This is a genomic window from Streptomyces sp. AC555_RSS877 (assembly GCF_019049245.1).
Lineage (GTDB): Bacteria > Actinomycetota > Actinomycetes > Streptomycetales > Streptomycetaceae > Streptomyces.
Genome location: NZ_JAGMUK010000074.1, coordinates 14,948 through 36,592, shown reverse-complemented (window position 1 = coordinate 36,592; position 21,645 = coordinate 14,948). Strand labels below are relative to the sequence as shown.

The following is a 21,645-nucleotide window of genomic DNA, read 5'->3' as shown; positions in this document are numbered from 1 at the left end:
GTGACCCTGGCGGACAGGGGTGATGAGCGCCGTGGCCGAGATCAACGAGAACGCCCAAGGGCCAGCCGTTCCGACGATTCCGGATGTTCCGTGCGCCGATCCCCAGGGAGACCCCTTCCTGCGCACCCGGTTCGCCCTCCCGTCGAGGCCCGCCACGTTCCTGCGGCGGCAGCGGCTCGTCGACCACCTCGACCAGGCTCTCGGGACTCCGTTGACACTGGTCAACGGGGCAGCCGGGGCCGGCAAAACCCTGCTCGCCGCCGACTGGGCCGCCGGACTGCCGCCACCGGTCGCCTGGCTCACCGTCGAAGCGGGGGACCGGCACCCCGGGGTGTTCTGGGCCTACGTCCTTCAGGCCCTGCGCGCCTGCGGTGCACCGGCATCGGACGCGGTCGGGGTCCCCGCGGACGCGACCGGGGTGGACCAAAGGCTGCTGGCAACGCTCGCCGCCGAACTGAACGATCGCGACCGGCCCGTGATCCTCGTACTCGACGAGTACGACCGCATCACCGATCCAGAGGTCACAGAACAGCTGGGTTTCGTCCTGCAGCACGCGGGGCGTGGCCTGCGCCTCGTTCTCGTCACCCGCACCGAACCGCTGCTGCCGCTGCACCGTTACCGGGCGGCCGGCGAGCTGACGGAGATCCGCGCCGCCGAGCTGGCGTTCACCTCCGAGGAGGCCGTCGCACTCCTTGAGCTGCACGGTCTGAGCCTGCCGGTCCAGGCCGCGGGCGCCCTGGTGGACCGTACTCGGGGGTGGGCCGCCGGATTGCGCCTGTCCGCCCTGGCCGCTCTGGAGAGCGCCGACCCGGAGCGCTACCTGAAGGAGTTCGAGGCGGACCGCAGTACGGTCGCGGACTTCCTGCTGGCCGAGGTGCTCAAGGGACAGCCGGAGGAGACCCAGGGCCTCCTGCTGCGGGTCAGCGTCCTCAAGCGTTTCTGTCCCGATCTGGCCAACGAGCTGACCCTCCGGACCGATGCCGAGCCCATTCTCGCCGGGCTGCACCGCGACAACGCGTTCGTCGAGCACCTCGGGCACTCGTGGTACCAGCTCCACCCGCTGTTCGGGGAGATACTCCGGGCCCACCTGCGCGAGCGCCTGCCCGGCCTGGAGCCGGAACTCCACCGACTGGCCGCGCGGTGGCTGCGCCGTTCCGGATTCCTGCGGGAGACACTCGTCCACGGCGCCGCCGCGGGCGACTGGGATTTCGCCGCCGGTGCCCTCGTCGACGACCTGGCGATCGGACAGCTCTTCACCGGGCTGCGCTCAGGTGACCTGACCGAGTTGTTCTCCCCCATGGGGCCCGAGGCCACGAGTCCCGCGGCGGATCTCGTGCGCGCGGCCCGCGACCTGTCCCGCCACGACCTCGACCGTGGACTGGCCCACCTGCGCCGCGCCCGGGAGCGGCTGGCCGACGACGCGCCCGGGCCGGCGACCGTCCAGCTGAGCTGTGCGCTGCTCGAGGCACTGGCCGCCCGGCTGACCGGATGTCCCCCACGGGCCGAAAGGGCCGCTGAAAGGGCCGCTGAACTGTCGCAGGAGGTCCCGGCACATCTCCTGGACAAGCATCCCGAACTCACTGCTCTCCTGCTGACCCATCTGGGCTCGGCCCGTCTGTGGGCCGGACGTTTCGAGGACGCGCGTGCCGCCCTGACCGCGGCGGCCGACGCTCCCGGCGGGACCTCCACCGTGCTGCCCCGTGAGGAGTCGATGGAGCACCTGGCCCTGCTCGACTATCTGAACGGCTGGCTCGGCCGGGCGGAGCGCGAGGCCCTGGCAGCGGTGCCCGAGGCGGAGGGGGTCGGCCGGCCACAGCCGTCCGGCTCCGGCATCGGGCAGCTGGTCCTGGCCGCCGTGGCGGTCGACCGCCATGAACTGGACCGGGCCCAAGCCCTCCTCGACGAGACGGCCCGGTTCTCCTCGGGACCGCGTGATCCGGTGGTGGCGGCGGGACGAGCCCTCGCCACAGCTCGCCTCCTGTCGGTCAGGGGCAAGGCACGAGCCGCCGTCGAGGCGGCGGGCCCGGCCGTCGCCGCCGCCGTGGCCTCCCCCTGGGCGGCAGGCTACGAAACACTCTTCGCCTCTGCCGCCCGCCTGGCCGAAGGACGGCCGGACGAAGCCGCCGAGCTGCTCCAGGGCGTGTCCGGCGACCAGCCGGTGTGCGCCGTGGAGGCCGCGGCGATCCAGGTGGCCGCAGGCCGTGCCGGGGCGGCCATCGACCTGCTCGACAGCATCCGCACCGAGGGCCGGCCCGGGCCGGCGGTGACCGTGCGGGCAGCGCTGGTGAGGGCTCAGGCCGCGGAGGGGGCAGGAGACACCGCCACCGCCCGCAAGCTCGTGGCGCATGCACTCCTCGACGCTCGGCGGGAGCGGCTGCGGCGTCCGTTCCTCGATGCGGGAGCGTGGATCCGGCCCCTCCTGGCCACGCCTCCGCTCCACGAGCTGGCAGCGGGCTGGCTCAAGCCCGGCCCTTCGCGACACGGGGAGCGACCTCGGCCGGAGTCGCTGTCCCCGCCGCTCGTCGCGGTGGAGCTGAGCGGGCGCGAGCGCGACGTCCTGGAGCGGCTGGCCCGGATGATGTCGACGGAGGAGGTCGCCGCCGACCTCTACGTGTCGGTGAACACGGTGAAGACCCATCTCAAGAGCGTCTACCGGAAGCTGGCGGTGAACCGGCGAGGCGACGCGGTGCGCCGCGCGCGCGACCTCCGACTGCTGTGAACACGCGTAGGTGAGAGGGGCGACCCTCGTGCTCCCACCTGCCGGACATCACGGGGCGCCGCCGCTCCCCCGTGGCGGGTGAGGCACGAGGCGCGTACTTCGGATGCGATGGGCAAGAGCGGCGGGGCGTGTGCAGGCCACTGCTCGGCCGGCTCCGCCGACGTACCGGCCGACTTGGCGAGGAGAACAGCGTGAAGCACTGGCGGGCTCTGATCGTCCTCGGTACGGCCCAGTTCCTCATGGTTCTGGACACCTCGGTCATGAACGTGTCCATCAGTCAGCTGGTCGAGGACTTCGACACGGAGGTCACCGCCATCCAGGCCGTGATCACGCTGTACGCGCTGGTCATGGCGGCGTTCATGATCATCGGCGGCAGGTTCGGGGACATCCTGGGGCGCCGCCGCATGTTCCTCCTGGGGCTGACCGTCTACGGCGTGGGGTCGGCCCTGACCGCCGTGGCACCCACGCTGTGGGTCCTCACACTGGGCTGGTCCGTCATCGAGGGACTGGGCGCCGCCATGGTGCTGCCGGCCATGGCCGCCCTCGTCGCGGAGGCCTACCGCGGGAAGGACCGGGCCATCGCCTACGCGGTCATCGGCGGGCTCGCCGGCGCCGGGATCGCGGTCGGCCCGCTGCTGGGCGGCTGGGTGACGACGTACCTCACCTGGCGGCTGGTCTTCGCCGGCGAGGTCGTGGTCGTCGTGGCCGTCCTGCTGTGCCGCCGGGTGATCGTGGATTCCCCCCGGACCGGCCCGCGCCCCCGGCTGGACGGCGTCGGTGCCGTGCTCTCGGCGGCAGGACTGGGACTGGGCGTGCTCGGGGTGCTGCAGAGCAGCACCTGGGGATGGGTGCAGCCACGCAACCCTCCCTTCACCGTCTTCGGCTTCGCCCCGACGCTGTTCGTCGTCGGCTTGGGGGGCGCCGTCCTGGCCGTCTTCCGGTGGTGGGAGCGACGGCGGGAGGACCGGCGGACCGACCCGCTCGTGCACCTGTCCCTGCTGGGCAGGCCGGTGCTGCGGTCCGGCCTGATGACGCTGCTGAGCCAGAACCTCATCCTGCTGGGGCTGTTCTTCACCATCCCGCTGTACTTGCAGGTGGTCCAGGGGTTCGACGCCTTCGAGACGGGGCTGCGCCTGCTGCCGGTGTCCGTCACCATGCTCGTGACCTCGCTGTGCGGGTCGCTGCTGGGTCGGGTGATGGGGCCGCGCCGGGTGGTCCGGCTGGCCCTGGTGACCCTGACGGCGGCCATCGTGTGGCTGCTGGCCACCATCGACCCGGTCATCGACGACGCGCAGTTCGCCGGAGCCATGGCTCTGCTGGGCGTAGGTGTCGGCCTGCTCGCCTCGCAGCTGGGCAACGTCGTCCAGTCCAGCGTCGGGGAGGAGGAACGCAGTGAGGCCGGAGGGCTCCAGTTCACGGCACAGAACCTGGGCTCGGCGCTGGGCACCGCGCTCATCGGGTCGATCCTCATCGGCGCGCTGGCGCACGCCTTCACCTCGCAGGTGGACGACAACCCGCAGCTGTCCGAGGAGACCCGTGAGCAGGTCGGTGTCGCTCTCCAGGCCGGGGTCGCCTTCGTCACCACCGATCAGGTGCGCTCGGCGGCGCAGCGTGCCGGGCTGCCGCCGTCCGAGGTCGAGGCCGTCGCCGACTCCTACGCCTCCGCACAGCTGGACGGCCTCAAGGCGGCGATCCTGGCCACCGGCGGCATCGCCCTCGCCAGTTTCCTGGTCACTCCACACCTGCCGACCGGCCGGGACGGCCGTCCGCGACAGCAGGACGCCGATGCTCCGGCCAGTGCGACCGGATCGAAGCGCTGATTCGAGAGGGAGTCACCGGTGTCCAGGAGCCGAACCAGGACCGGACCGACCACGGCCCGCAGGGGGCGCCGCGCCGAGCAGCGGGGCCGCGAGGACTACACGGGCGGCGTCTACGGATCCATGCTCGCGGCCTCCGTGGTGATCGGCTCAGGCTCCTTGGGCTCGTTCCCCCGCACCGAACTGGTGCTGCTGCTGTTGCTCACCGGCGTGGTGTTCTGGATCGCGCACGTGCATGCCCAGCTGTTCGGGGCGCGTCTGGCGCAGCAGACCCCGGACCGCCGGGTGGTGCTCCAGGTGTGCCGTGACGAATGGCCGATCGTCAACGCCGCTCTCCCGCCGGCCGCCGCGGTGGCCGTCAGCCCGCTCCTGGGCCTGGACGTGCGAGGTGCCCTGTGGCTGGCCCTCTTCGTCGCCGTGGCCGGACAGATCGGCTGGTCCGTGGCCGCGGCACACCGCGCCGGTGCTTCCCGGCGGCTCGTGGCCGCCACCGCGTCGGTCAACCTGGTGCTCGGCCTGCTGATCATCTCCTTCAAGATCGTTCTGACGCACTGAGAACGCCTTGGTCCGTGCGGTCGTGCGGTCCGCGCGGTCCGCGCGGTCCGCGACCGGGCCACGGGTCACCTGTACCGGGTGAGGCCCGAAGGGACACGGGAGCGCACGATCGTAGGAGCAGTGCCGTCCGCCTGTCCCAGGCAGCCCACGGGAGGACAGCTCGTGCGCTACGAGATCCGAGTCGAGGGACACCTGTCGGAAACGCTGGCCAAGGCCTTCCCTGAGCTGGGCCATGTGGTGATGTCCGGCCAGACCGTCCTGTTCGGCCCCGTCGTGGACGAAGCACACCTGTACGGGCTGCTGGCACGCTGCCAGTCACTGGGACTGCGTGTCATGGAGATGCGGCAGCTGCCGGAGTGACGGGAACGGGCGGTGTGCGGGGCGGGGCGGTGTGCGGGGCGCGTGCCGGACGGTGCGCGGTGCCGGACGGCTTCGCGTGGTGGCCGGGGGAGCCCCAGCGCCCGCCGCGCCGCCCTTGATCCGGCCGGAGCGGCATGCGGCTTCCCGCGCCCGGGCCTCGTAGCTCAGCTGTCTCTGGTCGGCGTGAGACGGGGCGAACGGGCAGCGACCGCGCGGTCGAGGCGGTCGCTGCCGCCCAGACAGGTGGCGAGGGCGACGGGATCGCCCGAGCGGGCGTGGGCACGCGGCCGGGACACCCCGCACAGCCGGCCGAGAGGGAGAGCCGGGCGAGCGATGCCTTCCCGTCCACAGTCGGCGCACGGAACAGAGCCTCTTCGTTCTGTCCGGCCGGAAGGCCGAAGGGACGGGCACCGCGGGATGCGCGAGATGCCCGCCGCACCGCCACGGCCACGTCGCCGGAGGTCACCCGTGGTGGGTGACCCCGGCACCGGGTGACAGGCGTAACCCTGGAGCGGTCAGGTCCCCGCACACCGCCCCCTCACACACCGCCCCGTCGGCGATCCGGAAACGACCGCTCGATCACGCGAGGAGGAGCCATGACCATGCCGCGTGGTCCGGCATCGCGCACCGGACAGGAACACGAGCCCGACGGAGCGGCCCCCGGCCCGACGGCCGACCCCGCACAGGCACTTGGGCGGCTCGGCCGTTCCTGGACCTGGCTCCTGGGCTCGGCCGTCGCGACGCTGGTGCTGGGTGTCCTGGTACTGGTCTGGCCGGAGGCGACCCTGCACGTCGTGGCCGTCCTCATCGGCCTGCACCTGCTGGTGGGCGGGGCCTTCCGGTTCGTGGACGTCTTCGCGCGGGCGGGGCACGAACGGCTCCCGGGCCTGCTCCTGGCCGTGCTGTACGTCCTCGCCGGAGTGCTGTGCCTGCGGAACCCGCTGCAGACGATCAACGCGCTCTCACTCATCGTCGGGATCGTCTGGCTGGTGTCCGGCATCCTCACCCTCTACACGGCCCTCGCCGCCGAGGACCTGCCGCACCGGGGCGTCGTCCTGGGCATCGCGGTGCTCGGCATCGTCGCGGGGATCGTGGTGCTCGCGCTGCCGGCCGAGTCGGCCCGTGCCCTGACCCGGCTGCTCGGCCTGTGGCTCGTCCTGCTCGGCCTGGGTGAGGCGGTGGTCGCCCTCGCGTGGCGGGCCGCGCTTCGAAAGACGCACCCCACGGAGCCGCGGCCCTCCGCCGAGACGGCCTGACACCGCACCCGCCCCTCCGGCGGGCGCGCCGGACACACCGGACCCGTGATCGCCTCCCCCAACGTCATCCCGCGCGGCGACCGTCACGGCCTGAGCGGCGCACAAGGAAGGGAGCACCCATGAACCCGGCCGCGACACCGGATTCGCCGGACTCCGGCGGAACCTCACACCAGAAGCACGCCATGACCGCCGAGGAGCGAGCGGAATACGAGCGACTGCGCCGTCACGCGGCGGTGCGCCACCGGCGGGTACGCAGGGCCGGCGCCTCGGTCCTCCTCCTGCTGGCCCTGCTGCTCGCGCCCCTGGCCGTGGTCGCGGCCTGGGTTCAGGACACGGTCTCCGACACCGACCGGTACGTGGAGACCGTCGCGCCGCTGGCGTCCGAGCCGCCCGTTCAGGAGGTGGTGATCAACCGGCTCACGGACCGTGTGGTGGCCAACGTGGACGTCAAAGCGGTGACGGACTCGCTCACCAGGGTCCTCCGGGACGCCGGGGCACCACCCCGCGTCGTGGAGGGGGCCGAGTCTCTCGAGGGTCCGCTGCGCAGCGCGGTCAGGTCCGTCGTGGACCGCACCGTGACCCGCGTGATCACCAGCGACGCCTTCCAGCAGGTGTGGGAGGGCGCCAACCGGCGGTCGCACGCCGCGGTGGTGAACATGCTCACCGGAGAGCGCGAGGGTGCCGTGCGCGCCGAGGGCGACACCGTCCAACTGGACGTGGGAGAGGTCGTCAACGAGGTACGGGAGCGGCTCGTCGACGCGGGCTTCGACAAGGCCGCCGCCATCCCGGACACCGACCGGACCATCACGCTGTTCCACACCGAGGAACTGGGCAAGGCGCAGGACACCATGCGGCTGCTGGACATCCTCGGCACCTGGCTGCCCGTCCTGACCGTCGTACTCGCCGCGCTCGCCGTGTGGACCGCTCCGGCGCACCGGGTGATGCTGATGATCACCGCGACGGGTGTCGGCGTGATGATGGTGGTGCTGCTCGTCGCGCTGGCCGTGGTCCGACGGGTCTATCTGGACTCGGTCCCGTCCACGGCACTGCCCACCGACGCGGCCGCGGCGATCTACGACACGTTCGTCCGGTTCCTGCGCGACAGCACGCGCACCCTGCTGGTCGTCTCGGTGATCACGGCACTGGTCGCCTATCTGTACGGTCCCGGCCGTCCCGCCCGCGCCGTCCGCACGGCGACGAACAGGGGCACAACGGCCGCCGGCCAGGGCCTGCGGCGCCTCGGAGTGCACACCGGGTCCACCGGACGCTGGCTGGCGGACCACCGGGCATGGACCACCGGCGGCGTCATCGCGGCCGGAGCGCTGGCTCTGCTGCTCTGGAACCACCCCTCGGTCGGAGCGGTGGCGCTCGTTCTGGGCATCGCCGTGGCCGTCCTGATCGTGGTGGCGGCCCTCGCTGCCGCCGCGGGCCCGACCGCCGGGCACGAGGACCGAGCGGCGGCACCGTGAGCCATGGCAAGGACCCACGGCCCCGCCCCGGCGTCCCGCAGGCACACGGCGGTGGAGCGGGTCCGGGCGAGCCTGCGGGCCGGTCCGGTGGCCCGGCTGCTGCCCCGTCTTTCGGCGCTCAACGTCGTGGAGGGCTCCGTCAGGCTGGCCGCGCAGGCCTTCATCACCGCGCTCCCGCTGCTGATGACCGTCGCGGCGTTCGCCCCCCGAGGGGTGCAGGATCTGTTGGCCGACTCCCTCCGTGCGGTGCTGGGAGTGCGCGGTGACACGCTCGACGAGGTACGCCGTGCCTTTGCCGCCACCGGCACACCACGGGACGCCTCCGGAGCTGTGGGCGTGGTGGTGACTCTCGTGTCCGCCACGGCCTTCAGCCGGGCGCTTCAAGCGGTCTGCGAGCGGTGCTGGCACCTGCCCCGGGCACCGGTGCGGGCCGCGGTCTGGCGCTGGCTGCTCTGGCTGCTCGTCTGGCTGGGTGTCCTTCTGGTCCAGGCACCGCTGCGCAGCGGGTTCGGCGGCAGCGTGGTGATCGGAGGGATTCTGTCCTTGCTGTCGGCGACCCTGCTGTGGTGGTGGTCCCAGCATCTGCTGCTGGGCGGCAGGATCGGCTGGCGGGACCTGCTGCCGGGAGCCCTGCTGGCGGGCACGGGCACCGTCGTGCTGAGCTGGGCCGCCGGCCTGTTCGTGCCTACGGCCATGGAGCGCAGCCTGCAGGAGTTCGGTTTGCTGGGGCCCGTTTTCACGTTCCTGTCCTGGTTGATCGCCGTGTTCCTGGTGGCCGTCTCGGGCCTCGCCCTCGGCCAGTACGTGGCCTCCTCCGACTGGTACCGGACCGCCGCCGTCCCCCGCCGTACGCGGGCCGAGCCCTGATTGCTGCCCCACGGGAGCGTGTCCGTCGAGTGCCGGGCCGCCCCCAGGTTCACCCGCGTCGGGTGAGGCCGTCCGCCCCTGACCGTGTCCACGCTGAAACCAGCACGCAACGGCGGCCGGGCGAGCGCCCGGAACGGAGAAAAGACATGAGCGCGCAGACGTATTTGGCGTACGACTACCCCTTGCTGAGCGTCTTCTGGAGCATGCTCCTGTTCTTCCTGTGGATCATGTGGTTCGTCCTGCTCTTCCGCATCGTCGTCGACATCTTCCGCGACGACGAGATGAGCGGGTGGGCGAAAGCAGGCTGGCTGGTGCTCACCATCGTGCTGCCCTTCCTGGGCGTCTTCGTCTACGTGATCGCCCGCGGCAAGAACATGGGCCGCAGGGAAATAGCGCAGGCCCGGGCACAGCAGGAAGCATTCGACGCCCACATCAAGGAGGCCGCAGGCGCCGGCCGACCCAGCAGCGCCGACGAACTCAGCAAGCTGTCCGAAATTCGCGCCCGCGGCGACATCACGGACGAGGAGTTCCGCAGGGCGAAGGAACTGGTCCTGACCGGCCATGGCCCGGCGGAACACGCCGGCTCCACCGCCCGCACTCCCGGTCGCTGAGCATCCCGCGTGCCCCCACCATGAATCGAGGCGCAAGATGACCGCGACACACACGCGGCAGGCACACACGGCGAAGCAGGAATGGGCAACCGGCCTGACGGCATTCGCGGCCGTGATGCTCTTCCTTGTCGGCCTGCTCGACATTTTCCGGGGCATCATGGCCATCGCCGAGGACGACATCTTCGTCACGACGCGCAATTACGTGTTCGAGTTCGACCTGACCGGCTGGGGCTGGGTCCACCTCGCTCTGGGCGTGGTCGCCGTGATCGTCAGTATCGGGCTGCTCCAGACCGCGACGTGGGCGCGCGTCGCCGGTGTGGCCATCGCCGGACTCGTCATCATCGCCAACTTCCTGTCCCTGCCGTACTACCCGGTGTGGTCGGTCGTGATGATCGCGCTCTCCGGCTTCATCATCTGGGCCCTGTGCGTGGTTCAGCGCGGCAACCTCTCGGACCTGTCCGGGGAGCGTCCACTGTCCGAGGAGCGCCAACCGTCCGAAGAGCGCCGGTCGCACAAGGTGTGAGGCAGGAGAGAAGGGCCGGCCGGTGGGACGACACGGCGGGAACACGAGGGGATCGGGAGAGGCAGGGGCCGCAGCCGTACGCGAGGACAGTCCCGGACGGGCTCGCCTCGCATTGCTCGCCCTGCTGGGAAGCATCCTCGTGCCGCTCGTCGCCGCCGGTCTGCGGAGCGTGCTGTGGGCGCTGGTCGGCATCGCCGGACTGGCGCTCGCCGCCGTCGGGGTGTGGTGGACCCTGGCGCACACCGGAGCGGTCCGTGCCCTCGGGGTGGCTCTGTCGGTGACCGCACCCGTCGCTGCCCTCGCGCTGTACGCCACGTTCGGCATGCTGGGGCCGGCCCTGCTCGCCCTGGCCCTGTGGGTGCTGGCCGTCGCGATGGCACGTACGGCATTGCCACGCGGTCGCACCGCCACCGAAGAGGCCGTCACCGAAGCGCCCCACACGCCCTGGATCCTCATGAATCCCCGCTCCGGCGGCGGCAAGGTGGGCCGTTTCCAGCTGGTGGAGAAGGCCCGGGCGGCGGGCTGCCGGGTGGTCGTGCTCGACGGGCACCAGGACGTCGCCGGACTGGCCCGGCAGGCCGTCGCCGAGGGGGCCGACCTCCTGGCGGTGGCGGGCGGCGACGGCACCCAGGCTCTGGTGGCCGAGGTGGCGGCGCAGCACGACCTGCCGTTCGTGGTGATTCCCGCCGGTACCCGCAACCACCTCGCCCTCGACCTCGGCCTCGACCGCGACGACCCGGCGGCCGCCCTTCAGTCCCTGTCCGACGCCATCGAGCTCCGCGTCGACCTCGGGTACGCCGCGGACCGGGTCTTCGTCAACAACGCCTCGTTCGGAACGTACGCGTCCGTCGTCACCGACCCCGCGTACCGGGACGCCAAGACCCGCACGACCCTGCGAAACCTCCCCGGCCTCCTCACCGGCGAGGAGGCGCCCAGGCTGCGGACGCGCACCGACGGAAGGTACGTCGATGGACTTCAGGCGCTGCTCGTCAGCAACAATCCCTACGGACGTGCCGTCGACGCGGCCCGTCCGGGGCGCAGGGAGCGGCTGGACTCGGGACTGCTCGGCGTGGTGTGCGTGCGGATCGGCAACACCGCTCAGGCCGCCCGCCTGGCGCGCGGTCCGAGCTCCGGGGGATTGATCCGGCTGAGTGCAAAGGAGGTTGTCGTCGAAGCCGACACCGACACCCTCCCGGTCGGCATCGACGGAGAGCACGTTGTTCTGCCGTCACCCGTCGTGTGCCGCAGCACGCCCGGAGCGCTCCGGGTCCGCGTGCCGCGCCGTCGCCCCGGTGCGTCTCGGGCGCGTGGGGCGGCGGCCGACTGGCCGCGCGTGGCACGGCTGGCGCTGGGCCGTCAGATGCCGGAACGGCAGGTGTCCCCCACGTGATCCATCAGCTCGCCGGTCGCAGGAGACGTGGAGCTCGGCCACGGCGTCCGGGCCTACGCCCCCCGTGCCTCCTGGGCCCGGGCCCCGCCGCGTCGGCTGCCGACGTGGCGGGGGCCGGGCCCGGCCGGCGGGTCAGCCGCCGCGACGGTCGGTGCCTGCTCCGGTGAGGACACGTATTTCGGTTTCCGTGTAGTCCGCCCCGCCTCCCTGGCGCCGGTCCAGTACCGACCCGGCCCAGGCGAGCAGGAATCCCACAGGAATGGAGACCAACCCCGGGTTCCGCAAGGGGAACACCGCGAAGTCCTCACCGGGCAGCAGTGCCGTCGGGTTCCCCGAGACCGCCGGGGACAGCGTCGTCAGCAGGAGGGCGACCAGCAGGCCGCCGTACATGCTCCAGACCGCTCCCTGGGTCGTGAAGCCCTTCCACCACAGGTTGAACAGCAGAGCGGGCAGGATCGCGGACGCCGCGATGGCGAAGGCGAGGCTGACCAGGAAGGCGATGTTGAGGTGCTGGGCGAGCATCGACAAGGCGATCGCCGCCACGCCGATCAGCCCGACGCCCGCCCGCGCCACGCCGAGTTCACGCTTCTCGGACACTTTGCCGCGCATGATCGTCGCACCGTAGACGTCGTGGGCCAGGGCCGCCGCCGCGGTCAGCGTGAGAGCCGCGACGACGGCCACGATCGTGACGAACGCGACGCAGGCGATCACCGTGAGCAGGAACGACCCGCCCAAGCGCTCGGCCAGCAGGAGTACCGCCGTGTTGCCGGAGGCGGCGTCCGCCGCGATGGTCTTCGAGCCGATCAGTGCCGCGGAACCCAGGCCCGTGGCCACCTCGAACAGGGTGAAGACGATGACCAGGCAGGCCGCCCACCCGGCCGACTTGCGGGCTCTGCGTCCGCTGGAGACCGTTCCGATACGCATCAGGACGTGCGGCAGGGCGGCCGCTCCCAGCACGAACGCCAGTTGCAGACTGATCGAGTCGATCTTGCTGGTGCGGTCGTGGAAGCGGATGCCGGGTTCCAGGAAGGGACCACCGAAGCCGCTGTGAGCGACGGCGGCGTCCAGCAGGCGAGCCGCGCTCCAGCCGAACTCGGACAGAACGGCCAGGACGACGAACAGACCTGTGGCGAGGAGGAGCACGGCCTTGATGCCCTGAACCAGGGTCGCGGCCCGCATGCCGCCGACGACCACGTACAGGACCATCAGCAGACCGAGGCCGGCCACGACGACCCGCTGGGCGCCGTTTCCGTCGATACCCAGGACTGTCGCCGCGAGCGCTCCGGCACCGACGAGTTGGGCGGTCAGGTACAGCAGACAGACGACCACGCTCGTGATGCCTGCCGCCAGGTGCGCGGGTCGGGCCTGCAACCGCAGGGCGAGGGAGTCGCCGATGGTGAACCGTGAGGTGCTGTGGTAGGGCTCGGCGACCAGCAGCACCAGTACGGACCAGGCGACCATCGGCGCCAGCACGTAGGCGATTCCGTCGTAACCGGTGAGCGCGATCAGACCGGGATTGCCCAACATACCTGCCGCGGACATGTAACTGCCGAAGATGGCCAGACCGTTGACGACCGAGGGCAGTCGCCGCTGGCCGAGGTAGAACCCGCTCAGTTCGTCCTTCTCGGGGAGGATCGACCCGATCGAAAGGAGCAGTGTGCACACGACACAGAGGCCGAAGACGGCGAGGAGCGGGAAGGCGCCACCGGAGTCGGAGAGTGCGAGGACGAAGTTCACCGGTCGCTCTCCAGGTGCGGGAAGGAGGCGCGGTGACGCTTGACGAGGGGCTCCAGAGAGCGTGCCGCATACCGTGAGTACCACAGCACCGCCCAGCCGGTGAACGCCACTTGCACCAGAACCAGGGTGAGCCCGATGTTGAGCGGTCCAGCCCAGACGCTCGCCATGACACCGGGTGCTTCGTTGGCCAGGATGACGCCGGCCATCTGGGCGGCGACGACCGCGGCGGCGACCTGGGCCGGGCGGCGGCGTGCGGCACGCAGTTCGCGCAACGCGGTCGTCTGCCTGAGTCCGAATGACTCGATGTCCGCTTGATGGGACGCGTAGGGGGACGGAAACGGGGCGGGCATGCGCGGGGGGAACTCGGAGGCAGCGGTGACCGGCTTTGGCCGGGCCGCCCACTCCGGAGCCGCGGCGGCGGGCCGGCCGTCGTCCAGGGCCAGGTGCCGGGCCATGCGAAGGGCCCAGGATCTTCGTCTCACGCGGACGTCGTGCTCGGAGTTGTCGGCCCCCTGCATGGACTGCCGGTACAGCTCCGGGAGTTCGGCCGGCCCACCGAAGGCCACATGAGCGCGGGAGACGGCCTGCCGCAGCTCCGCGGCGGAGTAGTGGTGGTCGTGGCTCAGAGCACTGAGATAGAGCGCGGCGGTCGCGGGAGGGTCGTGATCAGGAAAGCGATCGCGGGAATCCATAAGTCGTCCTCGGCAGGAAGTGGCGTGGATGTGGAGAGCACGTCGTACGAGGGCTTTTGGCCGTACGGCTCCTCCCGGTCGACAAGTGAGCGCCCGCATGGCCGACGTCAGTGACGAAGACACTCGGTGAGGCATGGAATCGAAACGGACCGGGCGTGACCCGACACCATGCGCACGGTTCGCCGGCGGAGCCGTCCCGGGCCCTTTCGGCGTCCTCGCTTCATCGGCCCCCACCGTGCCGCAGTGATCATTGGGCCGACAAGGTGGCGAACGGCAACGATCCGAGGTACTTGCGTGCATTGCGTTCACCACGTGACGGACTGGTCGTTTCATCGAGCAAGTAGGCGATCACGGGCTCGTCTTCGGCGGACGATGACGGCATGGCCGAGCCGAGGTCACCCGCAGCGAGCACGGAAGATCCGGATCGAGTTGTTGGGGGCCGATCGCGGTGACCGCGGACATGTCGCCCAGGCGGTCGGTCAGTCTCACTACCTTGTCGCGCCACACGTCGTACTCGATGCCGGCGGCGACGGCCGCGGACTCGGCGGCCAGTCGGCCGGGCCGGCCGCCCACCATCAGCGTTGATCGGGTGGAAAGCGGTCGTGGTCACCACGCTGGAACAGCGGCTCACGAACGCCACCCGGGGTGGGCGGGCGATCCGGCGCGGGACGGCCTGCGGCCCTGGTCTCGTGGAGGCCGAGCGGCTCTGGCGCTGCTACTGAGTAGCTCGGGAATGCGCCCGGGCGCTGGCGGCGCCTGCCCGCTGTCACCGCGCCCGGCCCGGCCCATCCCCCGGCGACGTCACGCTCTTCGGCAGCCTGGATAGCCGCCGCTGCCGCCTGTGCTCAGCGTGCCTTCGGCGAGGCGCCCAGGGGGCGTCCCGCATTGACGTGCCCCGCAGGGCCCAGGGGCTCGGCGGGGCAGAGGGCGGACCACCACCGGTCCAGTCCGGCGGTCCAACAGCGCGCTGTCGATCTCCTATTGGGCCGGAGGATGCTTGTGCCTGGGGTCCAGCCGGTAGTCGGGACAGTCGCGGTTCTGGCATGCCCCCGGGCCCCACACAGGAACGAAGACCCCGAGGGTCTTGTGGCGGTGGGCCTCGGCCGGCACGGACTTCTTACAGGTCGGACACACGTACGCGTCGACCTCACGCTTCGTCTTGACCATATTTTTACGATATGCCCGTATGGGCGCGTCGGGAAGTGCCCGGCTTCCTTGCCGCCCCGGGTTCGGGCGGGTTTCGCCGTCCCGACCCGCTGAACCGGTTGGGTGCTCAGGGCCATCCACCCCAGGCGGTGCCGTGCGCGCCTCAGACGGCTCGCCGGCCGCGGAGACATCCATCTGCTCGTCCATCTCTTCCGGAACGCCTGCCGGAGCCGGCCTTCTGATACTGAGCACGACGGAACCCGTCAGGACGACGACGATGACCGCGAGGCTGATCGGTGAAGCGATCTCCGGGATATCGGAGCTGATCATCTTGTGGGACGCCTGGAGAATGAGCTTGACGCCGATGAAGGCGAGGATGATCGCCAGCCCCTTGCTCAGGTAATGGAAGCGGTCCAGGAGCCCTGCGAGCATGAAGTAGAGGGCCCGCAGACCGAGGATGGCGAACGCGTTGCTGGTGTAGACGATGAACGCGTCGTCGCTTACCGCGAGGACAGCGGGCACGCTGTCGACGGCGAAGATCAGGTCGGCGGCCTCGATCGCGGCGACGACCGCGAGCAGCGGGGTCCCCACGAGCTTGCCGGCTTCCCTGACGAAGAACCGGGCTCCGGCGTAGTCGTCCCGGACCGGGATGATCTTGCGGAGCATTCGTACGGCGAAGCTCTTGCCGGGGTCGAAGCTCTCCTGCTCGTCCTTGAGGAGTTTGTAGGTGCTGTAGAAGAGCACCGCCGCGAACCCGAAGAGCACGGCAGTGAAGCGGCTGACCACGGCCACGCCGAGGGATAGGAAGATGCCGCGGAAGACGAGGGCACCGATGACGCCGAAGAACAGCACGCGGTGCTGGTAGGCCCGGGGCACCTTGAAGTAGGCGAAGATCACGGCGAAGACGAAGAGATTGTCGACCGACAGGCTCTTCTCGAGCAGCCAGGCCGTCGTGTACTCGGTGCCCGCCGTCGCCCCCAGGACGAGAAACACGACCGCGCCGAAGATCAAGGCGAGACTGATCCACAGGCCACTCCAGGCGGCGGCCTCCTTGAACCCGATGACGTGCGCCGTGCGGTGGGACAGCAGGTCCACCGCCAGCGACACGACAACCGTCGCGGCGAAAGCCCCCCACAGCCACAGCGGGACCTCAAGCACACCAAACACCCTCGACGTGGCCCGCGCGCAGTACGCCAGCCCCTATACCGGAGTGTGCGGCATTACGCCTTCCGGAGCACCTGGAGCGGATACGCCGAGCGGCCTTGACCGCGTCGCCGAGCGGTTCGACGAGGAAGGACAGCCCGGTGAAGCCCGCCAGAAAGTCAGACGTCGATGTATTGGGCGGCGTACTCCTGGCTGGGCGGGACGACGGTGATGACGTCGATCAGCACGCCGTCGGGGGCGGCGACGATGAAGTGGCGCTGGCCGAACTCCTCCGTACGCAGTGGCAGTACCTCGGGCAGGCCGGCCTCCGCCACGAGCCGCTGGTGCTCGGAGTCCACGTCGTCCACCTCGAAGTTCAGCAGCAAGCCGCCCCGCAGCGCGATCCGGTGGCCCTCGGGGACGGTCGGGTGAGCGTGGTCGAGGAGGGCCAGCTCGTACTGCGGAGCGTCGGGGCGGCGCAGACTGACATACCAGTCCGCCTCGAAGGTCACCTCGAACCCGAGGTGACGTGTGTAGAAGTCGCGGGAGGCCGCCACGTCCCGGGTGGCGAGCACCGGGTAGAAGCCGCCGAGCTTGACTGTGGGCATGGTCGTGAGTCCGTTCGTCATGTCAGAGGTCCTTCAGTTCATTTCACATACCCTGGGTATGTGAACGACGGCGTTAGCATACCCCCGGTACGCGAAACGGAAAGGGCGGTGCGCGTGACGGCGGTCAACCGAGCAGAGCAGCGGGCGGCCACGCGGCAGGCGCTGCTGGCCGAAGGGCGGCGCCGGTTCGCCGCCGACGGTTACCACCACGTGGTGCTGGCCGAAGTGGCGCGGGCCGCCGGGGTGACCAAGGGGGCCGCCTACCACCACTTCGACAGCAAAGCGGGGCTTTTCCGTGCCGTTGTGGCCGAGGTCCAGGGAGAGCTGGGCGATCGGGTCGCGACCGCGGCCGAGCGGTACGAGGATCTCTGGGAGCAGCTGCGGGCCGGCTGCCGGGCCTTCCTTGCCGCGGGCACCGACCCGGCGGTGCGACAGATTCTGCTGGTCGACGCGCCCACCGTGATGGGCTGGGATGAGTGGCGCGCGCTGGACGAGGAGTCCGCCGCCCGGCACCTGGCGGAGGCCCTGACGGCGCTCGCCGCGGCCGGGATCATCGCCGATCAGCCAGTGGAGCCCCTGGCCCGGCTGCTCTCGGGGGCGATGAACGAGGCCGCGCTCTGGATCGCGCGGGGAGGAGACCCCCAGGCCGCGGAGCAGGCCCTCGACCGGCTCCTGGCTGGGCTGCGCACCCCGGCCGGGGAATCTCGCGCCGTCACACCGTGCGCCTCCTGAACAAAACCCCCGACGTCCCTGTCGAAACCACCAGGATCCCCGCACACCAAGCCAGCGCCACCCACGGTGTGGCTCCCACCGGCTGCCCGAGCAGTAGCCCCCGAAGCGCCTCGATCACCTGGGTCACCGGCTGATGGGCTGCGAAGCCCTGGAGCCAGCCGGGCATCGTGTCGGTCGGGACGAAAGCACTGCTGGGGCAGGGAAGGAAGCTGACGAAGAATGTGTAGCCGCCGGCCAGCCCGAGAGGGTGGCGCACACCTTGCTCAACTCCCGTCGGCCAGCTCGTCGTCGAGAAGCCCGTCGAGAAGTCCGTCGCCCCACCGGCGCACTCCTGGCCGTACCGCTGCCCACGCAGGCCGACCCGGCGAAATCCGAGGCGCCCCTGGCAGGTGATCGCCGCAGAGCGTGCGTCCGTGTGAGCGGGACCCGGGTGGACCCAGCAACGGGCCTCCAGAACGCGCGTCGCTGGGGCCCGAGATGACGTCTTCACCGGCGGACACGGTCCGTGACGACTGCTGGCTCCACCTGGGGCCCTGAGTCCCGCGCCTTCGTGCTGTCGGGTTCGTCCGGAGTGGTCCCCATGCGCCGGGGCGGCCGATACCGTTGGAGCAGAAGCCAGTTCCGCCCTCCTGGAGCCCTCGATGAGCGAACAGCCGGCCCCCGCCGACCACGCCCGGCAGCAGTTGGAGCCCGCGGCCGCCGACGCGGTCCGCGCGTACGCCGCCAAGACCCGTGAGAACGCCGACCAGTTCGCCGCCGTCCTCGAGGACATCGCGGAAAACGGCCTGCCTCCGGTGGAGGACTGCACGCCGTGGGAGGAACTGCGCGAGGCCCACCTCACCCGCCTCGCTCGTCAGCGTCCGGCCATCGCCTGATGGCCCCACACCAGGGCCCACGCCGCGCCAGGATCGCCTTCTCCGACTCCGCCGCGAAGCAGCTGGAGAACATCACCAGCGAGGCGGAGATGCACGCCCTGGACCGCGCCCTGGTCGTCATCTCCGTCGATCCGGACGCCGGCGAACCGATCCCCGACGACCCCGCCGGCCCCCAGCTGCGCCAGTACACCGACGAATTCGAGTCCGTCCGCGTCCTGTACTTCGTCACCGCGCTGCGCACCGTCGTGGTCGTCGCGTACATCGAGGTCTAGCCCACGCAGGCCAGTGCGCAACCGCGCCCCCCATCCGGCGTCCGCTCCACAAGCCCAGCGGTGCTTCCCGCCCTGACCAGACCGGCTCTGCTCATGTGCTGAGTGCGGTGCGCAGGGTGGTGGCCATCAGCTCCATGGCCTCCTTGCCGGACGGCACCGGGCCCGTGTGGGTGAAGTAGTGATCGACGCCCTCGAAGACGCGGTGCGTGACCGGGACGCCCGCGGCCTCAAGGGCCTTGGCGTAGGCGTCGCCCTCGTCGCGCAGGCGGTCGTACTCCGCGGTGATGACCAGGGCGGGCGGCAGCCCGGCAAGGTCGTCGGCCAGCGCGGGCGAGACGAGCGGGTCGGCGCGGTCGTCCGGATCGGGGACGTAGGCGGCAGTGAAGAGCCGCATGAGGGCGGGACTGAGCAGCGGTTTGGCGAGGGGGGAGAACTTGGTGGAGGGGTCGGCGAGCTGGTCGAGCGGTGCGGAGTCGATGATCTGGAGCCGGGGCGCGAAGGTGCCACGGTCCCGGGCCATGCGGCAGACCGCGGCGGTGAGGTTGGCCCCGGCGCTGTGTCCGCCCACGGCGAGTCGCGAGCCGTCCCAGTTGTTCGCGTGGCCGTTCTCGGCGATCCATGCGGTGACGTCGTACGCCTGGGTGACGGCCGCGGGGAACGGCCGTTGCGGGGCGACGGCGTAGTCCACGTTGACGACGACACAGCCGGCTCTGTCAGCTATGTAGCGGCAGATGTGGTCGTCCTGCTCAGGGCGGCCGACGACGAAGCCACCACCGTGGAAGTTGACGTACACGGGGGCGAGGGTTCCCGTGACGGCCGACGGGCGATAGACGGTGCAGGTCACCGGTCCGGCGCCGGTCTCCACCTGGAGGGGTTCGGTGCGCTTCGGGATGTCGGTGAAGCGCAGGTCCTTGTGGACGCGGGACATCACGCCGCCGAGGAACAGCTGGATCCCCCTGGCCTGGACTCGCTGACTGAATGACATGCCTGGTCCGTTCGTCACTACAACTTTGAAATAACAGGATTCCTGATAATGGGTGCCCGCCCTGCGTCGCGCAAGAGTGGCGCAGGGTCCTGTGACAGGTGAGTCCACGAGGGGGCGGCGAACCTGCGGGGGATCGGGGTGCCGAGAGCGTCGTTCAAGCGGCGTCACGCTGTTCGTACTCGCGCAGCGGGGACGGCAACACTAGACACATCGGGCTGAAGCGGAGCACTCTTGGGCACATGCCCCGGTTCAGAACCTTCTGGCAGATAGCTGACGCGCTCCCGGACTCGCACCTCGTGCAAGCCCTCTGGACTCCCGTGCCGAGTGGCATCCGCAGCGATCACCTCATCCTCGCGGGGCATGTCTCTCCCACGCTGCTGGCGGAGCTGGACGAGTTCTTCCGGCACCTGGCGCACTCGAACCTGTACGTGCTGCGCCCCGAGCTGGCGGCCGACCCGCCAGAGTTCCGTGTCCAGTACGAGCGGGTGGATCCTGACCGGTTGCCTCTCCGTACCTTCGGCGTCCGGATCAGCCGGGACCGCAAGGACTACACGTTCTGCGTCCGTGCGGACATGATGTCGGCGGCCCTGGTCGACGAGATCAACACGGACTTCCAACCGCTACAGGCGGGCGCGCTGCGTATGCGGGGCAGTGTCCCCGAGGCCGCGGTGCCGGTCGATCAGCAGGCGGTCGGCGCGCGCTTCGGGCCGCGCCAGGCGGTGCAGTGGGGCGTCAGCCCGGCCGACGCGCCGACCGTGGCCACCCCGGTCCAGCCGCACGTCTCATAGGGCACCGGGGCATCCCATCCCTCGCCCCGTCGTGGCAGACACGGCTGCGCGCCGGCCAGGTCGAGTGGCTGGTCGAGTGGCCGGGCCGGCCGCCCCTTTACTTTGGCGCCCCCTCGGACATGTGCCTGCCGGGCGGCTCGACTGCCCGAGCCGCACCGGGGTCCTGCGGTCCCTTGCGGGAGCGCAGCCACCAGTCGCGCATGCCCCACAGGACGAGCGCGCCGTAGATGACGTAGACGAAGCCGGAGAAGGCGTAGCCGTTGGCGAAGTTCAGCGGGACGCCGACCAGGTCGACCAGCAGCCAGGCGAACCAGAACTCGACCATGCCGCGGGCCTGGGCGTACATGGCGACGACGGTGCCGACGAAGATGTACGCGTCCGGCCAGGGGTCCCAGGACAGGGTCGGGTAGGCCTTGAAGAGGAGGGCCACCGCGACCGTGCCGACGGCGGCGGCGCCGATCATCGCCCCGCGCTCGCGCCAGGTGGCGAACCGCGGGGTGATCTGGCCGTCCTCGGACCGGTCCTTGTCGCGGTTCCACCGCCACCAGCCGTACAGGGCCACGGTCATGACGACGGCCTGCTTGCCGGCGCTGCCGGTCAGGTGGCCGAAGAAGGCCCCGAACAGGACGAGGCCGGACAGGAACTGGACGGGCCAGCTCCAGATGGAGCGGCGCCAGCCGAGGGCGAGGGCGACCAGGCCGAGGATGTTGCCGACCATGTCCGACCACAGGATGTGCTGGTCGAACAGGACGAACGCCTCGGAGTTCAGCCAGTTCACCGGGCGGCCACGCTGGGTTCATACGAAAGGGGCGTGAGCCTGCCGTCCGGCAGGTCGTCAAATATCAGGTTTCGGAACCGATCCATACGCCACAGCTTCGGCCCTTTGTACCCCCGCTGTCTAGACTCACACCTGAAAAGGCCATATTTACAGAAAAAGGGGACCCGCTCCGCCGGATCGGTGCGCCCCTCCGAGAACCGGCAGGCGCCCCAGGGGCGGGTCATGAGAGGGTGCGGTTCGATCCGGCACAGGGGGAAGTAGTGGGGCTGATCTGCAGCGCAGGTCACAGCGGAGTGGGACACCGGCCATGGCCCGATGTGGT

20 protein-coding genes and 2 pseudogenes are annotated in these 21,645 nt (G+C 70.7%); 14 read left to right on the top strand and 8 right to left on the bottom strand.

What is annotated here, in order from left to right; translation table 11 throughout:
* The first annotated feature begins 22 nt into the window (after positions 1-22).
* The 10 genes from KUM49_RS30265 (at position 23) to KUM49_RS30220 (ending at position 11,567) form a co-directional block, all read left to right on the top strand.
* Positions 23-2,719: a LuxR C-terminal-related transcriptional regulator gene (locus KUM49_RS30265; protein ID WP_217240152.1), complete on the top strand. Its 2,697-nt coding sequence runs from the start codon at positions 23-25 to the stop codon at positions 2,717-2,719.
* A 191-nt stretch (positions 2,720-2,910) separates the two neighbouring features.
* Positions 2,911-4,539, top strand: coding sequence for an MFS transporter (locus KUM49_RS30260; protein ID WP_217240151.1), 1,629 nt, complete (start codon positions 2,911-2,913; stop codon positions 4,537-4,539).
* A gap of 18 nt (positions 4,540-4,557) precedes the next feature.
* Positions 4,558-5,091: a hypothetical protein gene (locus KUM49_RS30255; protein ID WP_217240150.1), complete on the top strand. Its 534-nt coding sequence runs from the start codon at positions 4,558-4,560 to the stop codon at positions 5,089-5,091.
* A 162-nt stretch (positions 5,092-5,253) separates the two neighbouring features.
* Positions 5,254-5,451: a hypothetical protein gene (locus KUM49_RS30250; RefSeq protein WP_069925412.1), complete on the top strand. Its 198-nt coding sequence runs from the start codon at positions 5,254-5,256 to the stop codon at positions 5,449-5,451.
* Between the two features lie 596 nt (positions 5,452-6,047).
* The gene (locus KUM49_RS30245; protein WP_217240149.1) at positions 6,048-6,707 is read left to right on the top strand and encodes an HdeD family acid-resistance protein; all 660 of its coding nucleotides are present in this window, start codon (positions 6,048-6,050) and stop codon (positions 6,705-6,707) included.
* A 119-nt stretch (positions 6,708-6,826) separates the two neighbouring features.
* On the top strand, positions 6,827-8,176 hold the full coding sequence (locus KUM49_RS30240) for a hypothetical protein (RefSeq protein WP_217240148.1): 1,350 nt from the start codon (positions 6,827-6,829) through the stop codon (positions 8,174-8,176).
* A 3-nt stretch (positions 8,177-8,179) separates the two neighbouring features.
* Positions 8,180-9,043, top strand: coding sequence for a YhjD/YihY/BrkB family envelope integrity protein (locus KUM49_RS30235; protein WP_217240147.1), 864 nt, complete (start codon positions 8,180-8,182; stop codon positions 9,041-9,043).
* A 146-nt stretch (positions 9,044-9,189) separates the two neighbouring features.
* Positions 9,190-9,654, top strand: a complete 465-nt coding sequence (locus KUM49_RS30230) for an SHOCT domain-containing protein (protein WP_217240146.1) — start codon at positions 9,190-9,192, stop codon at positions 9,652-9,654.
* Positions 9,655-9,691: 37 nt separating this feature from the next.
* Positions 9,692-10,177, top strand: a complete 486-nt coding sequence (locus KUM49_RS30225; protein WP_217240145.1) for a hypothetical protein — start codon at positions 9,692-9,694, stop codon at positions 10,175-10,177.
* A gap of 139 nt (positions 10,178-10,316) precedes the next feature.
* Positions 10,317-11,567 carry a diacylglycerol kinase family protein gene (locus KUM49_RS30220; RefSeq protein ID WP_308406801.1) on the top strand — a complete coding sequence of 417 codons (1,251 nt, stop codon included), beginning with the start codon at positions 10,317-10,319 and terminating at the stop codon, positions 11,565-11,567.
* A 132-nt stretch (positions 11,568-11,699) separates the two neighbouring features.
* On the opposite strand, the gene KUM49_RS30215 is transcribed toward KUM49_RS30220, so the two are convergent.
* The 5 genes and pseudogenes from KUM49_RS30215 to KUM49_RS30195 all read right to left on the bottom strand — a co-directional run bounded on the left by KUM49_RS30215 (position 11,700) and on the right by KUM49_RS30195 (position 16,914).
* Positions 11,700-13,304 carry a cation acetate symporter gene (locus KUM49_RS30215; RefSeq protein WP_217240143.1) on the bottom strand — a complete coding sequence of 535 codons (1,605 nt, stop codon included), beginning with the start codon at positions 13,302-13,304 and terminating at the stop codon, positions 11,700-11,702.
* Positions 13,301-13,996, bottom strand: coding sequence for a DUF485 domain-containing protein (locus KUM49_RS30210; RefSeq protein WP_217240142.1), 696 nt, complete (start codon positions 13,994-13,996; stop codon positions 13,301-13,303). Before KUM49_RS30210 ends, KUM49_RS30215 begins: the two co-directional genes overlap by 4 nt.
* Positions 13,997-14,344: 348 nt before the next feature.
* Positions 14,345-14,572: a hypothetical protein gene (locus KUM49_RS30205; RefSeq protein WP_217240141.1), complete on the bottom strand. Its 228-nt coding sequence runs from the start codon at positions 14,570-14,572 to the stop codon at positions 14,345-14,347.
* A 699-nt stretch (positions 14,573-15,271) separates the two neighbouring features.
* A pseudogene (locus KUM49_RS30200) lies at positions 15,272-16,300 on the bottom strand (TerC family protein); the annotation flags it as partial.
* A gap of 164 nt (positions 16,301-16,464) precedes the next feature.
* Complete coding sequence (locus KUM49_RS30195; RefSeq protein WP_254402014.1) at positions 16,465-16,914, bottom strand: VOC family protein; 450 nt, start codon at positions 16,912-16,914, stop codon at positions 16,465-16,467.
* Positions 16,915-17,007: 93 nt separating this feature from the next.
* Here KUM49_RS30195 and KUM49_RS30190 point away from each other — a divergent pair, with 93 nt between their 5' ends.
* The gene (locus KUM49_RS30190; protein WP_374200216.1) at positions 17,008-17,625 is read left to right on the top strand and encodes a TetR/AcrR family transcriptional regulator; all 618 of its coding nucleotides are present in this window, start codon (positions 17,008-17,010) and stop codon (positions 17,623-17,625) included.
* On the opposite strand, the pseudogene KUM49_RS48730 reads toward KUM49_RS30190, so the two are convergent.
* Positions 17,606-17,860 (bottom strand): annotated as a pseudogene (locus KUM49_RS48730) (ABC transporter permease); the annotation flags it as partial. The gene KUM49_RS30190 and the pseudogene KUM49_RS48730 sit on opposite strands and share 20 nt — an antisense overlap.
* Positions 17,861-18,266: 406 nt before the next feature.
* On the opposite strand from KUM49_RS48730, the gene KUM49_RS30185 reads away from it, so the two are divergent.
* Complete coding sequence (locus KUM49_RS30185) at positions 18,267-18,500, top strand: hypothetical protein (protein WP_217240140.1); 234 nt, start codon at positions 18,267-18,269, stop codon at positions 18,498-18,500.
* Complete coding sequence (locus KUM49_RS30180; protein ID WP_217240139.1) at positions 18,500-18,772, top strand: hypothetical protein; 273 nt, start codon at positions 18,500-18,502, stop codon at positions 18,770-18,772. Before KUM49_RS30185 ends, KUM49_RS30180 begins: the two co-directional genes overlap by 1 nt.
* Positions 18,773-18,863: 91 nt before the next feature.
* Here the strand turns inward: KUM49_RS30180 and KUM49_RS30175 are convergent, their stop codons facing one another.
* On the bottom strand, positions 18,864-19,757 hold the full coding sequence (locus KUM49_RS30175) for an alpha/beta hydrolase (protein WP_217240138.1): 894 nt from the start codon (positions 19,755-19,757) through the stop codon (positions 18,864-18,866).
* A gap of 239 nt (positions 19,758-19,996) precedes the next feature.
* Between KUM49_RS30175 and KUM49_RS30170 the strand changes: the two genes are divergently transcribed.
* Positions 19,997-20,545, top strand: coding sequence for a hypothetical protein (locus KUM49_RS30170; protein WP_217240137.1), 549 nt, complete (start codon positions 19,997-19,999; stop codon positions 20,543-20,545).
* Positions 20,546-20,642: 97 nt separating this feature from the next.
* Here KUM49_RS30170 and pnuC read toward each other — a convergent pair whose 3' ends face one another.
* Positions 20,643-21,323, bottom strand: coding sequence for a nicotinamide riboside transporter PnuC (gene pnuC / locus KUM49_RS30165; RefSeq protein ID WP_217240136.1), 681 nt, complete (start codon positions 21,321-21,323; stop codon positions 20,643-20,645).
* Positions 21,324-21,645 lie beyond the last annotated feature (322 nt).